The 13,531-nt window shown below is 59.4% G+C and carries 13 protein-coding genes and 1 pseudogene; 9 read left to right on the plus strand and 5 right to left on the minus strand.

Going from position 1 to position 13,531, the window contains the following annotated elements:
* Window positions 1-18: 18 nt before the first annotated feature.
* Window positions 19-645 carry an alpha/beta hydrolase gene (locus tag DT594_RS09000; RefSeq protein ID WP_149332367.1) on the minus strand — a complete coding sequence of 209 codons (627 nt, stop codon included), beginning with the start codon at window positions 643-645 and terminating at the stop codon, window positions 19-21.
* A 129-nt stretch (window positions 646-774) separates the two neighbouring features.
* On the opposite strand from DT594_RS09000, the gene DT594_RS09005 reads away from it, so the two are divergent.
* Genes DT594_RS09005 through DT594_RS09025 form a run of 5 tightly spaced genes read left to right on the plus strand, consistent with a single transcriptional unit; the run spans window position 775 to window position 4,868 of the window.
* A complete protein-coding gene (locus tag DT594_RS09005; RefSeq protein ID WP_149332368.1) occupies window positions 775-1,311 on the plus strand; it encodes a Z-ring associated ZapG family protein in 537 nt (178 codons plus the stop codon).
* Between the two features lie 53 nt (window positions 1,312-1,364).
* Window positions 1,365-2,504 (plus strand): MlaE family ABC transporter permease, encoded by a 1,140-nt coding sequence (locus DT594_RS09010; protein WP_149332369.1) that lies wholly within the window; start codon window positions 1,365-1,367, stop codon window positions 2,502-2,504.
* Window positions 2,501-3,307: an ABC transporter ATP-binding protein gene (locus DT594_RS09015; RefSeq protein ID WP_149332370.1), complete on the plus strand. Its 807-nt coding sequence runs from the start codon at window positions 2,501-2,503 to the stop codon at window positions 3,305-3,307. Before DT594_RS09010 ends, DT594_RS09015 begins: the two co-directional genes overlap by 4 nt.
* On the plus strand, window positions 3,307-4,245 hold the full coding sequence (locus DT594_RS09020; protein WP_149332371.1) for an MlaD family protein: 939 nt from the start codon (window positions 3,307-3,309) through the stop codon (window positions 4,243-4,245). The genes DT594_RS09015 and DT594_RS09020 overlap by 1 nt, the downstream gene beginning before the upstream one ends.
* Window positions 4,242-4,868: an ABC-type transport auxiliary lipoprotein family protein gene (locus DT594_RS09025; RefSeq protein ID WP_149332372.1), complete on the plus strand. Its 627-nt coding sequence runs from the start codon at window positions 4,242-4,244 to the stop codon at window positions 4,866-4,868. Before DT594_RS09020 ends, DT594_RS09025 begins: the two co-directional genes overlap by 4 nt.
* Before the next feature lie 72 nt (window positions 4,869-4,940).
* Here the strand turns inward: DT594_RS09025 and DT594_RS09030 are convergent, their stop codons facing one another.
* Together DT594_RS09030 and DT594_RS09035 are read right to left on the minus strand one after the other, a co-directional pair.
* A complete protein-coding gene (locus DT594_RS09030; RefSeq protein ID WP_178091506.1) occupies window positions 4,941-5,243 on the minus strand; it encodes an SDR family oxidoreductase in 303 nt (100 codons plus the stop codon).
* 176 nt (window positions 5,244-5,419) lie between these two features.
* On the minus strand, window positions 5,420-6,349 hold the full coding sequence (locus DT594_RS09035; protein WP_149332373.1) for a LysR family transcriptional regulator: 930 nt from the start codon (window positions 6,347-6,349) through the stop codon (window positions 5,420-5,422).
* A gap of 254 nt (window positions 6,350-6,603) precedes the next feature.
* Between DT594_RS09035 and DT594_RS18960 the strand changes: the two are divergent.
* The 3 genes and pseudogenes from DT594_RS18960 to DT594_RS09045 all read left to right on the plus strand — a co-directional run.
* A pseudogene (locus DT594_RS18960) lies at window positions 6,604-6,693 on the plus strand (NADP oxidoreductase); the annotation flags it as partial.
* 72 nt (window positions 6,694-6,765) lie between these two features.
* Window positions 6,766-7,719 (plus strand): zinc-binding dehydrogenase, encoded by a 954-nt coding sequence (locus tag DT594_RS09040; RefSeq protein ID WP_218574496.1) that lies wholly within the window; start codon window positions 6,766-6,768, stop codon window positions 7,717-7,719.
* A gap of 94 nt (window positions 7,720-7,813) precedes the next feature.
* Window positions 7,814-8,551, plus strand: a complete 738-nt coding sequence (locus tag DT594_RS09045; RefSeq protein WP_149332374.1) for an SDR family NAD(P)-dependent oxidoreductase — start codon at window positions 7,814-7,816, stop codon at window positions 8,549-8,551.
* Between the two features lie 303 nt (window positions 8,552-8,854).
* Here the strand turns inward: DT594_RS09045 and guaA are convergent, their stop codons facing one another.
* Window positions 8,855-10,435: a glutamine-hydrolyzing GMP synthase gene (gene guaA / locus DT594_RS09050; RefSeq protein WP_149332375.1), complete on the minus strand. Its 1,581-nt coding sequence runs from the start codon at window positions 10,433-10,435 to the stop codon at window positions 8,855-8,857.
* 114 nt (window positions 10,436-10,549) lie between these two features.
* Window positions 10,550-12,019 carry an IMP dehydrogenase gene (guaB, locus tag DT594_RS09055; RefSeq protein ID WP_149332376.1) on the minus strand — a complete coding sequence of 490 codons (1,470 nt, stop codon included), beginning with the start codon at window positions 12,017-12,019 and terminating at the stop codon, window positions 10,550-10,552.
* A 125-nt stretch (window positions 12,020-12,144) separates the two neighbouring features.
* Here guaB and xseA point away from each other — a divergent pair, with 125 nt between their 5' ends.
* On the plus strand, window positions 12,145-13,527 hold the full coding sequence (xseA, locus tag DT594_RS09060) for an exodeoxyribonuclease VII large subunit (protein WP_149332377.1): 1,383 nt from the start codon (window positions 12,145-12,147) through the stop codon (window positions 13,525-13,527).
* Window positions 13,528-13,531: the final 4 nt, after the last annotated feature.

The following is a 13,531-nucleotide window of genomic DNA, read 5'->3' on the forward strand; positions in this document are numbered from 1 at the left end:
CAGCATGAGGCTTGGCAATTAACCTAAGGTAAGGACGTTTTCCACAGACTCTTTCAATTCCACGAGTCTGCCGTGGAAGAAATGGCCGGTCTCGGCGAAGCGTTGGACCTCCACTCCCGGCTGCCCGTCAAGCAGCTCAAATACCGCCGAAGGCGCTACTACATCGTCGTCTTCACCCATCATGACCACCGCAGGACAGGCCAAAGGGATCAGGTCGGCAAAGGGCAGACGTTCAACAGAAGGCGCGACCAGCAACAGGCGTGTTGGAGCCGGATCCATGCGCGCTGCCGCTGCGGCAGCGACATAACCACCGAAAGAAAAGCCCATAACCCAAAGCGGTAGTTCGAACTCTTTCAATGCCCAGTCGATTACCGCCAGGCAATCATCCACTTCGCCCTCACCGTTGGCATGCTCGCCGGCACTTTTACCCACTCCCCGGAAGTTGAAGCGCACGACGCAGAAGTGCTGATCTCGGGCCGCGCGCATCAATGTATGCACGACCTTGTTAGTCATGGTCCCACCCTGCACCGGGTTGGGATGGCAGATCACAGTCACCGCAGTCGGGTTCTCGACCCGCGTTACCAACATTTCCAACGAGCCTGCAGGACCCTCGATGGTCAGACGCTCTTCGCTATTGCTGCTCATTACTGCTTCTCCCGTGACTGCCAAGCGACAACTGTCGTCGCAAAAGGGTAGCAGATACAGCGTCAAGGCAGGCAGCCAGCAAGTCAATTTGACCAAAGCAACACGCGCAGCACTAGCCTTGGCAATGAAATGCCGTTACCGTTAGAACTAAAGCACAACGTCTATATCAAAGTATCCGATCACGCAGACATCATTGAGGGACCCAAGGTGCAAGCAAGCGAAAATCTCTGGATTGCAGTAGCGATTGCCCTGGCACTGGGCATCGTCATTGGCATCATTCTTACCCAGTTGGCCCGTCGGGTCAGCGGCGGCAGCGCGACTGGCACTCAGGCCCAGCTTGAGAGCCTGCAACTGCGCTTTGAAGAGTATCAGCAGGATGTATCCAGCCACTTCAAAACCACCGCCAATCTGGTATCGCGTCTGAACCGCAGCTATCAGGATATTCAGGAGCACCTGACGCAGGGCGCAATGGATCTGTCGCCTGACGACATGACCCGTCAACGCCTGCTGGCCGCGCTGGAGGAGCAAAGTGGCCCCTCCATGAGTACGCGCACCAGTTCAGAGCCAGTATTTGACAGCCTGGAGCCGCCGCGTGACTACGCGCCAAAAATGCAGGATATGCCGGGCACACTGTCGGAAAATTATGGCATCAAGCGCAAGCCTTGATTCAACCCCACCCGCGACCTCGTCGCGGGTAACTCGTCCGGATAACATCCAGCATGCCGGTCACTGACCAAAACCCATTCTTTTCCTTCCCCAACGATAAACCCGGTGTGCTGGTCATTTCTGGTGACTGGTTACTTGCGCATTACAGTCATCTGCGGCGCTTGACCGCGGCAGCTGAAGAGCACGCCGGGGCGGTCACCGATGTACAAATGGATCAGCTGAACAAGCTGGATACCGCCGGAGCCCAATTGCTCGCGGAGCTGCTGGGGCCGGCGCAACTGGAAAAGTTGACCGAACAGCCCGGTCAACTGCCCGAAGAACGTCGCGTATTGCTGCGCCGTGTGGCGCAGAGCCTGGATAATGAAGAGCCGCAACGCCTGCGCGGCAGCTCGCTATTGATCGAGCTGCTTGAGCGCACCGGCAAGGCTACCGCTGTTTTCTGGGGGCATCTGGTAGAGTTGCTCGGCTTTACCGGTCTGACACTGGCCAGCCTCGCAGCCAATGTATTGCGCCCGCGTACCTGGCGCATGACCGCGGTGGTCGCCCAGATAGAACAGACCGCATTGAACGCCGTGCCTATTGTAGCCCTGCTAACCTTTATGGTCGGCGCGGTGATTGCCTTCCTTGGGGCAACGGTACTGAGCAGTTTCGGAGCCAGCATCTATACCGTCGACCTGGTCGCCTTTTCCTTTCTGCGTGAATTCGCCGTGCTGCTCACCGCCATCTTGATGGCCGGGAGAACTGCCAGCGCCTTTACCGCGCAGATTGGCTCGATGAAGGCCAATGAAGAAATCGATGCGATACGCGCGCTGGGCCTGAACCCAATGGACATTCTGGTGCTGCCCAGAGTCCTGGCGATGCTGATTGCCTTGCCGATTCTGACATTGGTGGCAATGCTGTCCGGTTTGTTCGGCGGCGCATTGGTTTGCGCCCTGGCGCTGGATATATCGCCGACAATGTTTCTCAGCATGCTGCAACAGAATGTCGACGCTCGGCACTTCATCCTTGGCATTGCCAAGGCGCCGGTGTTTGCCCTGTTAATCGCCATAATTGGCTGCCTGGAAGGCCTGAAGGTCAGCGGCAGCGCCGAATCGGTGGGCGAGCACACCACGTCCAGTGTGGTGCAATCGATATTCGTGGTGATTCTGGTCGATGCGATGGCAGCGATGTTCTATATGGAGATGGGCTGGTGAATACCACGAACCAAGCACCTCTGGTTCAGGTCAGCGGATTGCTGAATCGTTTCGGCACACAAACGGTTCATGAGAACCTCGATCTGGATATCTATAAAGGCGAGATACTCGGCGTGGTAGGCGGCTCAGGCACCGGCAAGTCGGTACTGCTGCGCTCCATAGTCGGCCTTCATCGTCCGGACGCAGGCAGCGTCCGCCTGTTTGGTGAAGACCTGCAGGCACTCAGCCAGGAAGAACGCACAAAGTACGAACGACGCTTCGGGGTACTTTTTCAACGCGGCGCTTTGTTCTCGTCACTGACGGTGGCGGAGAACATCGCCCTACCATTGATCGAACACACCGGCCTCAGCCGAGAAGACGCCGAGCACCTGGCTAAAATGAAACTGGCATTGGCCGGCCTCCCCGCCCTGGCCGGCGATAAATACCCATCCGAGCTGTCAGGCGGCATGGTCAAGCGCGCCGCGCTAGCCCGCGCCCTGGCGCTGGATCCAGATATCCTGTTTCTGGATGAACCCACTGCCGGCCTGGACCCGATCGGCGCGGCGGCCTTCGACGATCTGATCAAGACCTTGCGCGACGCCATGGGCCTGACGGTGTTCCTGGTCACCCATGATCTGGATACCTTGTATGCTATCTGCGATCGCATAGCCGTACTGTCAGATCGCCGGGTGCTGGTAGCGGACACGCTGGAGAAGGTCGCTGCCACCGAGAACCAGTGGATCCAGGAGTACTTTCATGGCCCCCGCGGCCGCGCTGCGGCTGAAGCCGTCAATCGTCAACACCAGTTGGAGTCCAGCCGCTAATGGAAACCCGAGCCCATCACGTTTTGATCGGCCTGTTCACCCTGATCGCTGCCGCCGCAGCGATGTTTTTTGCGATTTGGCTGAGCAATACCAGCACCAGCAGAGAATACAAGAACTATACGGTGGTATTTAATCAGGCAGTGACCGGGCTTTCCCGCGGTAGCGCCGTGCAGTACAGCGGGATCAAGATCGGCGATATCAGCTCGCTGAGTCTGGACCCGGAAGATCCTAGACGCGTACTGGCGCGCATTCGTGTGGAAGCGGATATCCCCATCAAGGAAGACACCCGCGCCAAGCTCTCCTTCACCGGTATCACCGGCAACTCGGTGATCGAACTGAGCCACGGTCACCCCACCAGCCCGCCGCTGGTGGGCGAAGATGGGGAGGACCCGATCATTGTTGCATCACCTTCGCCCATCTCGGCCTTACTGGCTGATGGCGAGGACTTGATGACCAATATCAATCAGCTCATGTCCAGCGCCCGTAGCATCCTCTCCAAGGAAAACGTCAATAGCTTCACTCGCACCATGGAGTCCATCGACCGAGCCACCACCACCATGGCCGATCAGGGCGATGATCTGGCCCTGCTGATCGACGAACTGACGATAGTCAGCCGCCAGGCTGGCGAAACATTGGAACAAACCAACCAATTGATGGCCAGCGCCGACAGTCTGCTCAATGATCAGGGCACTCGCACCCTTGATGGCGCCGAACAAGCACTGGCCTCTATCGCTCGGACCAGCGCAGTGCTTGAAGAGATGCTCACCGACAATAGCGAGGCCTTTGCCAGCGGCATGCAGGGGCTCGGCCAATTGGAACCGGCTATCAACGAGTTACGCGGCAGCCTAGGCGCACTGCGCAGTCTCACCCGTCGTCTGGAAGACAACCCGACCCGCTTTCTACTGGGTCGCGACAGCATCGAGGAATTTGAGCCGTGATCAAGCGACACACCATGACCCGCACGACGATGTTAGCCTTTGCTGCGCTCTGGCTATCCGCCTGCACCATCCTGCCTGAGTCGGAGCCGCTGTCGGTCTACCAACTGCCCGCGCCGCAGATGCAGCCTTCAGCCGCCGGCCAGAGCTTACCCACCTTGCGCATCAACACGCCGAGAACCGGCTTCGCGCTGAGTACGCCGCGGATGCTGGTCAAGCCCGACGGCAATCAGGTGAGTAGCTACAAGGGAGCGCGCTGGACTGATCCGGTGCCGGTGGTACTGCGCGAACACCTGGCCAAAGCTTTTACCCAGCAAGGCTCACCGGCACGTGTCAGCACTGACGAACATGCGCTACACGCTGACGTACACCTGGGCAGCGACCTGCAGCAGTTCCAGGTACGCTATGATGGCTTGCAGCCTGTCGCGGTCATTGAGCTGGATGCCAGGTTGGTCAACCCCAACTCGCGCGAAGTCCTCGCTGCCAGGCGCTTTCTGGTCGAGCAGCCGCTGGACAACCCACAGCCACCCGGCGTCGTAGAGGCGCTTAAACTGGCCTCGGATGAACTGGCCGAACAGGTGATCGCCTGGACTGCTGAAAGCCTTGAGGGTTACGAAGCGGAGTAAACAAATTCTGCACAATAAAAAGCCGCCGGATGGCGGCTTTTTATTGCTGGCCTAAGAACTACCCTCATTCGATTATAAATAACTGTAATTCCTGTATTTTTCAAAAACTTTAGACCACTGCATAAGAGATGCCACGAAAGCTTTGGTCAGTGCCTCGTCCTTCACGTGCCGTACGGCTTCCTGCGTGGCAACAAAAACGCCCGTTACGTTAACCGCGAGCGCCCGATAGCCATCGAATGCGATTTTTCCGATCGGCCCAGCAAAGGCGATACCGGCATTGTTGACCAGAATATCGAGGCCGCCGAACTTATTGATCGTCTCCGCGACAGCGGAGCGTATGGCATCCGGATCTGCAGCATCAGCCGCGACGGCCAGCGCGCGCCCCCTGGCTGTTCGATTGCGACAGTGACTTCCTAGACCCTCTCATGCGATCCGCGATAGGTGTAGGCGACCTGGGGGTCCCGCGGTTTTGCAGAAGTCTGCAATTGTGCTTGCACCGCATGACGGCAGAAGCGATCGAAGCTTGCAGAGCTTAGAAGGACGCGTTGTCACTATATGAGGTTGCCTGCGAACCGGGCGCTGAGACGCTCGCAGCGGAAGTATTCAGTATAAAAATCAATGAAGGCGCGTGTCTTTAACGGTTGGAGCGCGCGGCCTGAATAGTAGAGCGAGATTGATCCGGCATCGGCATACCAGTTCGGGAGAACACGTTCGAGCGCACCGCTTTCCAGATCCGGCAACACATCGGGCACAGCCAGCAACGCAATGCCGAGCCCCGCGATCGCCGCTTGCGCCATGGGGACGGCGTCACTCATCACGACCGTCTCTTTGAGCAGCGCGTGCTCTTCGCGCCCCTGGGCGTCACGCATCATCCATTGCCTGATCCGACCCGTATTCGAGGACCGCATCAGTATCCCCGCATGATCGACCAGATCGGCAGGACTTGTGGGTCGCCGACGCTCGTCAAAATAGCTGGGCGATGCGACCGCGATAACGTGCACCGGTGCCAGCGTCGTCGCAACGATGCCTGGATTGAGGTCGAAGCCACCACCGATCGCGACGTCGAAGCCTTCCGCAATCAGGTCGACCCTGCGGCTATCGAAATGCCAGTCAGGCCTGACGCCCGGATAGCGCGCCAGAAAATCGGGCAATGCGGGAAGAACGTATCCCATGCCGAACGACAAACTCATGCTGACCTTCAGAACGCCGACAGCCTCACCCTTCGTTTGTGATGCCCCATCAATAGCCCCCTGAAGGTGGTTCAGGCTTTCTCCGATGCTTGCCAGAAAAGACTCCCCCGCTTCGGTCAATGTTAACTTCCGCGTCGAGCGGTGAAACAGCCGAATGCCGAGGTTCCGTTCCAGCATCGCAACATTGCGGCTAACGGCAGCCGGAGTGATCGAGAGACGCCGCGCAGCCCCGGAAAAGCTGCTTGCTTCTGCGCTCCGGACGAACGCCTCAAGGTTTGCAAGGGTTTCCATAAACACCAGCCTTCAAGCATTGGTTGAAACTAAAACAACCCATTTATGACTTATGCTGAGTTTATTTTCCAGCAATACTCGGTTCAACAGCAACACCGGATTTCTGCGACGCCAGCGGCATCAGGCCAAGGATGGAGCAGAAGGACCGCTAACTGGCCTGGGAGGACTGGATCATGATCGTTGGAACCATCGGAGCCGGCAATATCGGAGGTGCGTTTGCCATGGCGCTTGGAAAGGCAGGCAACGAAGCCGTGATCGATCTCGGCTCCCTCTCGGGCGGCGGCCAACTGATTCAGTACCCCGGCGGTCCGTTGCCTGCTCTCAACCTCGTCAAGTTCAACTGAGCATCGCTGCGCCCACCTCTTAGTTCATCGGACGCGCCGCGCCGCGCGGCGTCCGAGGCCGGAGACAATATCGTGACAAAAATCATTCAGATGCGGTCGATCGGCGCTCCCTCCGTACTGCAGATCATCGAGAGGGACCTCAGCGCGCCGCGCGCCGGCGAGGTGAGGCTCGCGCAAGACGCGATAGGCCTCAACTTCGTCGATACGATGATACGAAGGGGCGAATATCCGATGGCGTTGCCGGCGGCCCCCGGTTTCGAAGCGGCTGGAACGGTCACCGAGGTCGGACCCGACGTGGAGGGGCTGTCGGTCGGTGACCGCGTTGCTTATTTCTTTTCTGAAGGCGCATATGCCACCGAGAGGATCATCTCGACCGCACCGCTCATTCGCCTGCCTGCCGATATCTCGAACGAGACAGCGGCGACGTTTCTGGCAAAGGGTGGAACGGCATGGATGGGCCTGCGCGGGCTCCACCATCTCAAATCCAACGACACGGTGCTGGTACTGGGCGCATCGGGAAGCGTGGGGGCCATCCTGTCTCGCTGGGCGAAGTCACTAGGCGCAACGGTCATCGGTGTGGCCGGATCGCCTGACAAGTTCGACAAGGTCGCGGCAGGTACTACCCATGCCTTCCACACTGGAGAGCCGGACATCGCCGCCAGGATCCGTGCGATCGCACCAGACGGTGTCGATGTGGTTTATGACCTGGTGGGGCAGGCAACTTTCGCGCTGGGCGCGGCCAGCATCCGCGACGGTGGCGTGATTGCTGCGATCGGAGCCGCGTCGGGCCAGCCCGCGCCGTCCTACGATCTCGCACGACGCGGCGTGGATGTCTGCAGCGGCGGTTCACCGCAATATGTCCGCGGACCGGCTGTCGAAATCGCGACCTCGCAGCTATGGGATGCGATGCGCTCCGGCGTTTTCAGCGATCTCGAAACGGCCCGCTATCCGTTCGACGAGATAGCCCGCGCACATGACGACATGGACAACCGCCGCCTGAGCGGTCTGCCCGTCCTGATCGCCTGACCCGGAACAATCGTGCGGCGGCAGGCCGCACGGACGCCCGCCGCGTCGCGGCGGGGCGAAACATGTCCCCTGCCGACACAAAGAGGAATGATTGATGAGTGAACTAACAGGTAAACGCGCTCTGGTGACCGGCGCGTCGCGCGGCATCGGAGCGGCTATCGCGATCGCGCTGGCTGAGAAGGGAGCGGATGTGGCGATTACATACGAACGCGCCGCCGATCGAGCAGCGCAAGTCGTAGCGACAATCGAGGGCAAAGGGCGCAAGGCGTTGGCGATCCAGGCCGACAGCATGGACCCCAAGGCGGTTAAGCGGTCGGTCGATGAAGCCGCCCAGGCCTTGGGCGGTCTCGACATCCTGGTGAACAACGCGGCGATCGCGATTTACAAGGACGTGGCGGACTTCACCGTCGCCGAGATCGACGCACTTTTCGCTGTCAATGCGCGCTCACCGATCCTGGCATCTCAAGCCGCCATGCCCTACCTCAGCCAGGGCGGCCGGATTGTCACAATTGGTTCCGCAGGCGCTGAACGGATCGTGGGACCGTCGACGGTCTATTCTATGACCAAATCGGCACTTCAATCCTTCACCCGCGGTCTGGCGCGAGAGCTTGGACCCCGCGACATCACCGTCAACCTCATCCAGCCAGGATCGACCAACACGGAGATGAACCCGGCCGAGGGCGAGTTCGGCGATTTCCAGCGAGCTCTAATACCGCTCGGCCGCTACGGTGAGCCGGAGGATATCGCCGCTGCAGTAGCATTCCTCGCTTCTGGTGCGGCTAGGCAAATCACCGGAACCATCTTGACCGTTGATGGAGGCACGCTGACCTGAGCGCCGACTAAGACATAGTGAGAGGCGGACAGCTACTTTGCTAGTCGATGTCCGCTTAACCTTACCGGACCAGGTCAGCGCTGTTGCAGGTCACGTTGTTAGGAACGACCTATTCCCCGATTGAATATGCAGAGCTAGCGCCAGAAGGGAAGCGTAATTCTCAACACACACCTCTAGTTTAGTATCGTTGAGAGGCGCTAGCGTCCTTCTGCGCGATCAGCGCATGCCAGACAAAAAGCCCATTAAAACATGGGCTTAAGTGTGTTTTTTGTGCTAGCTAATACCGGCCAGCGTCTAACGCGATCATTCCCATTCAATGGTCGCAGGCGGCTTGCTGGAAATATCGTAAGTCACCCGCGATACACCGGTAATCTCATTGATGATGCGGTTGGACACCGTCTCAAGAAACTCGTAGGGCAAGTGCGCCCAGCGCGCGGTCATGAAATCGATGGTCTCCACTGCACGCAGGGCAATTACCCATTCGTAGCGGCGGCCGTCGCCGACCACACCCACAGATTTGACCGGGAGGAACACGGCAAAGGCCTGGCTGACCTTCTGGTACAGGTCGGCCTTGCGCAGCTCTTCGATAAAGATGTAATCCGCGCGGCGCAGAATATCGGCATATTCCTTGCGGACCTCCGCCAGAATGCGCACGCCCAGACCCGGGCCGGGGAAAGGATGACGGTAGACCATGTCGTAGGGCAGGCCCAGCTCCAGACCGATCTTGCGCACTTCATCCTTGAACAATTCACGCAACGGCTCGACCAGCTCGAAGGCCATATCGTCCGGCAAGCCACCGACATTGTGGTGCGACTTGATCACATGCGCTTTGCCATTCTTGGAACCGGCCGACTCGATCACATCCGGGTAGATAGTGCCCTGAGCCAGGTACTTCACGCCCTTGAGCTTGGTCGCTTCTTCGTCGAAGACCTCGATAAAGGTGCGGCCGATAATCTTGCGCTTCTCTTCCGGGTCAGTCACGCCGAGCAGGCGCGACAGGAACTTGTCTTCGGCGTTGACGCGAATCACCTTGACGCCCATGTTCTCGGCGAACATGGCCATCACCTGCTCGCCCTCGTGCAATCGCAGCAGGCCGTTATCGACAAACACACAGGTCAGTTGCTCGCCAATTGCCTCGTGCAACAGCGCCGCAACCACGGAAGAATCCACGCCGCCAGACAGGCCCAGCAGAACATTGGCCTCACCCACCTGGGCACGCACATTGGCCACCGCATCTTCCACAATATTGGAGGCCGTCCACAGCGCTTCACAACCGCACAGATCGAGGATAAAACGCGACAGGATGCGTTGGCCCTGGCGGGTGTGCGTTACTTCCGGATGGAACTGCACACCATAGAAGTGACGGCTTTCATCACCCATTGCGGCGATCGCGCAGCTGGGGGTGCTGGCCAGAATATGAAAGCCCTCTGGCAGCTCGATGACCTTGTCGCCGTGGCTCATCCAGACATCCAGGCTGAACAAGCCGTCGTCGTCGATATGATCTTCGATCCCGGAGAGAAAGCTGCTCTTGCCGACGATATCTACCCGCGCATAACCAAACTCGTGCTTTTCCGAACCCTGCACCTGACCGCCCAACTGCTCGGCCATGGTCTGCATGCCGTAGCAAATGCCCAGTACCGGCACACCCAGCTCATAGACAATTCCCGGCGCCCGGGGCGAGCCTGCCTGCGGTACCGACTCAGGGCCACCCGCCAGAATGATGCCCTTGGGGGCAAAGGCGCTGATCTCGGCCTCGTCCATATCCCAGGCACGAATCTCACAGTAAACGCCGATTTCGCGCACTCGGCGGGCAATCAGCTGGGTGTACTGGGAGCCGAAATCCAGAATCAGGATGCGGTGAGCATGGATGTCTTGATGGAGCATGGGGCTTTCCTTCGGAAAGAGCTTGAAGCTGAAAGCTGGAAGCAGAAAATCTGAAGCCGGCGCAATGACGTCCGGCTTCAGCGTCAGGCCTCCAGCGCCTGAGACATTCTGGTATCAACCGACGCGGTAGTTCGGCGATTCCTTGGTGATCTGCACATCGTGCACATGGGACTCGCTCATGCCAGCGCTGGTGATACGTACGAACTGAGGCTTGGTACGCATTTCCAGTATATCGCTGCTGCCGGTATAGCCCATGGACGCCCGCAGGCCACCCATCAACTGGTGGATAATCGCAGCCAGCGAACCCTTGTAAGGCACACGCCCTTCGATACCTTCAGGTACCAGCTTCTCGGCACCGGCACTGGAGTCCTGGAAGTAGCGATCAGATGAACCCTGGGTTTGCGCCATGGCTCCCATAGAGCCCATACCGCGGTAAGCTTTGTAGGAACGGCCCTGGAACAGCTCAACTTCACCCGGCGCCTCTTCGGTACCGGCGAACATGGAACCCATCATTACTACCGACGCGCCCGCAGCGATCGCCTTGGCCAGATCACCGGAGAAGCGAATACCACCGTCGGCAATCACGGGCATGTCCATACCCTTGAGCGCCGTTGCCACATCGGCAATCGCCGATATCTGCGGCACGCCAACACCCGCCACAATACGGGTAGTACAGATGGAGCCGGGACCAATACCGACCTTGACCGCGTCAGCGCCGGCTTCAGCCAGTGCCAATGCCGCCTCAGCGGTCGCGATATTGCCGCCGACCACCTGAATACCCGGATAGTTTTCCTTGACCCAGCGCACCCGCTCAATCACACCGCGCGAATGACCATGCGCGGTATCGACTACCACCACATCGACACCGGCAGCGGCCAACGCAGCAATCCGCTCGGGTGTATCGGCACCTGTACCTACCGCAGCACCGACTAACAGGCGACCCTGGTCATCCTTGGTGGCATTCGGGTAAGCACGGGCTTTTTCGATATCCTTGACGGTCATCATGCCCTTGAGGCCGAAGTTGTCATCAACGATCAGCACTTTCTCGATCCGGTGGCGATGCAGCAACTCGCGCACCGCACCCGCACTGACGCCTTCCTTGACGGTAACCAGCTTCTCTTTGCTGGTCATGACTTCACGCACCTTGGCATTCATGCGGATTTCAAAACGCACATCACGCGCGGTCACGATACCGACCAGTTCGCCACCGGAAAGAACCGGCACGCCGGAAATATTGTTGACGCGGGTCAGCTCGACCAACTCGCCGACAGTCGCATCGGCATCGATAGTGATCGGATCCTTGACCACACCGGATTCAAACTTCTTCACCTTGCGAACTTCGGCAGCCTGCTGCTCGACGGTCATATTCTTGTGAATGATCCCCATGCCACCTTCCTGCGCCATGGCAATGGCCAGGCGGGCTTCGGTAACGGTGTCCATGGCGGCGGACAACAGGGGGATATTAAGTTCGATGCGCCGGGTGAGCCGGGACTTGAGGCTGACGTCCTTGGGCATGACCTCGGAATATCCGGGCACGAGCAGAACATCGTCAAAGGTAAGGGCTTCTTGGCTTACACGTAGCATAGCAGGGCTCCCGAGCGGGAAAATGGAAGCAGGGCATTATACCTATCACCGGCATCAGCCTCAATCGCTATCAACCCTGCAACGGAATTATTCTCTGAGAGAGCCAGGCAGGCTAAGATGGGCGCATGACTGATGACACCCTATTTAAACGCCTGACAGCCGAGCGCGACGTGCTCAGCGTTAGCCAGCTCAACGCCCGCGCCCGCAGCTTGCTGGAAGATGTCTTTCCACAAATATGGGTTGAAGGTGAGCTCTCCAATCTGGCCAAGCCTTCCTCCGGGCACCTGTATTTCAGCCTTAAGGACAGTAAAGCGCAGATCCGCTGCGCGTTTTTCCGCCAGCACGCCAGCCGCGTGCGCATGGACATGCGTGACGGCCTGCAGGTTCGGGTGCGCGGCCGCGTCAGCCTGTATGAAGGGCGTGGTGACTACCAACTGATTGTCGACAGCATGGAAAGCGCCGGCGATGGCGCGCTGCGCCAGGCCTTCGACGCGCTGAAAGCCAAGCTGGCCGATGAGGGTCTGTTCGCCACCCAACGCAAGCGCCCGCTACCAGCCCATCCCAAGCGCATAGGCGTGATCACCTCACCCAGCGGCGCGGCGGTGCGCGACATAATCAGCGTGTTTGGTCGCCGCGCGCCCTTTATCGAACTGGTCATCGTACCCACGCCCGTGCAAGGCCGTGAGGCAGCACCGCTGATCGTCAAAGCGCTGCAACAGGCTGACCGGGCCGGCTTTGACGCACTGATAGTGGCGCGCGGCGGCGGCTCACTGGAGGATCTGTGGCCGTTCAACGAGGAGATGGTCGCCCGGGCCTTGGCTGCGTGTCAGACCCCCACCATCAGCGCGGTCGGGCACGAGACCGACGTTTCGATCAGCGATTTCGTCGCCGACGTGCGCGCACCCACACCCTCCGCAGCGGCTGAGCTGCTCAGCCCTGACCAGCAGGCGATGCTGCAGCAGGTGGAGCGCGCCCACCGCCATCTGCATCAACGCATGCGCGAACGTCTGGCTCGCGAACAACTGCGTCTGGATAGCCTGCGCCGACGCCTGCGCCATCCAGGTGAACGTCTGGCGCAACAAGCCCAGCGGCTGGACGATTTCGAGTTGCGACTCAAGCGAGCGCTGCGCCAACAGCTGACGCTGCTGGGTCAACGCCATGAGCGCCTGTTGGCTCGCCTCCAAGCGCAGCACCCGGGCAAGCACCTCGCGCTGTTGCGTCAACGGCTGGACCAGTTCGACCAGCGATTACCTCGGGCCATGACGCTGAGCATGCAGCAACGGCGCCAACGGCTGGATAACCTGGGGCAGACCCTGCACCTGGTTAGCCCTTTGGCGACGCTGGGCCGCGGCTACAGTATTCTACTTGATCAACAGGGCCGCGCACTGCGCAGCCACGCCGACGCAAAACCCGGGCAACGCGTCGAAGCACGCCTGGCCGACGGCCGCCTTGCACTCAGGGTCGAGGATGACCTCGACCAACCCCACACCCTTCCGCTGCTGGATTGACCTT

The sequence above is a fragment of the Halopseudomonas laoshanensis genome, assembly GCF_008365385.1.
GTDB lineage: Bacteria > Pseudomonadota > Gammaproteobacteria > Pseudomonadales > Pseudomonadaceae > Halopseudomonas > Halopseudomonas laoshanensis.

Bases quoted from the DNA above. Each gene is read 5' to 3' on its own strand.
- guaB (WP_149332376.1), bottom strand. From the start codon at position 12,019: ATGCTACGTGTAAGCCAAGAAGCCCTTACCTTTGACGATGTTCTGCTC.
- DT594_RS09045 (WP_149332374.1), top strand. From the start codon at position 7,814: ATGAGTGAACTAACAGGTAAACGCGCTCTGGTGACCGGCGCGTCGCGC.
- xseA (WP_149332377.1), top strand. From the start codon at position 12,145: ATGACTGATGACACCCTATTTAAACGCCTGACAGCCGAGCGCGACGTG.
- DT594_RS09035 (WP_149332373.1), bottom strand. From the start codon at position 6,349: ATGGAAACCCTTGCAAACCTTGAGGCGTTCGTCCGGAGCGCAGAAGCA.
- guaA (WP_149332375.1), bottom strand. From the start codon at position 10,435: ATGCTCCATCAAGACATCCATGCTCACCGCATCCTGATTCTGGATTTC.
- DT594_RS09000 (WP_149332367.1), bottom strand. From the start codon at position 645: ATGAGCAGCAATAGCGAAGAGCGTCTGACCATCGAGGGTCCTGCAGGC.
- DT594_RS09010 (WP_149332369.1), top strand. From the start codon at position 1,365: ATGCCGGTCACTGACCAAAACCCATTCTTTTCCTTCCCCAACGATAAA.
- DT594_RS09005 (WP_149332368.1), top strand. From the start codon at position 775: ATGCCGTTACCGTTAGAACTAAAGCACAACGTCTATATCAAAGTATCC.
- DT594_RS09020 (WP_149332371.1), top strand. From the start codon at position 3,307: ATGGAAACCCGAGCCCATCACGTTTTGATCGGCCTGTTCACCCTGATC.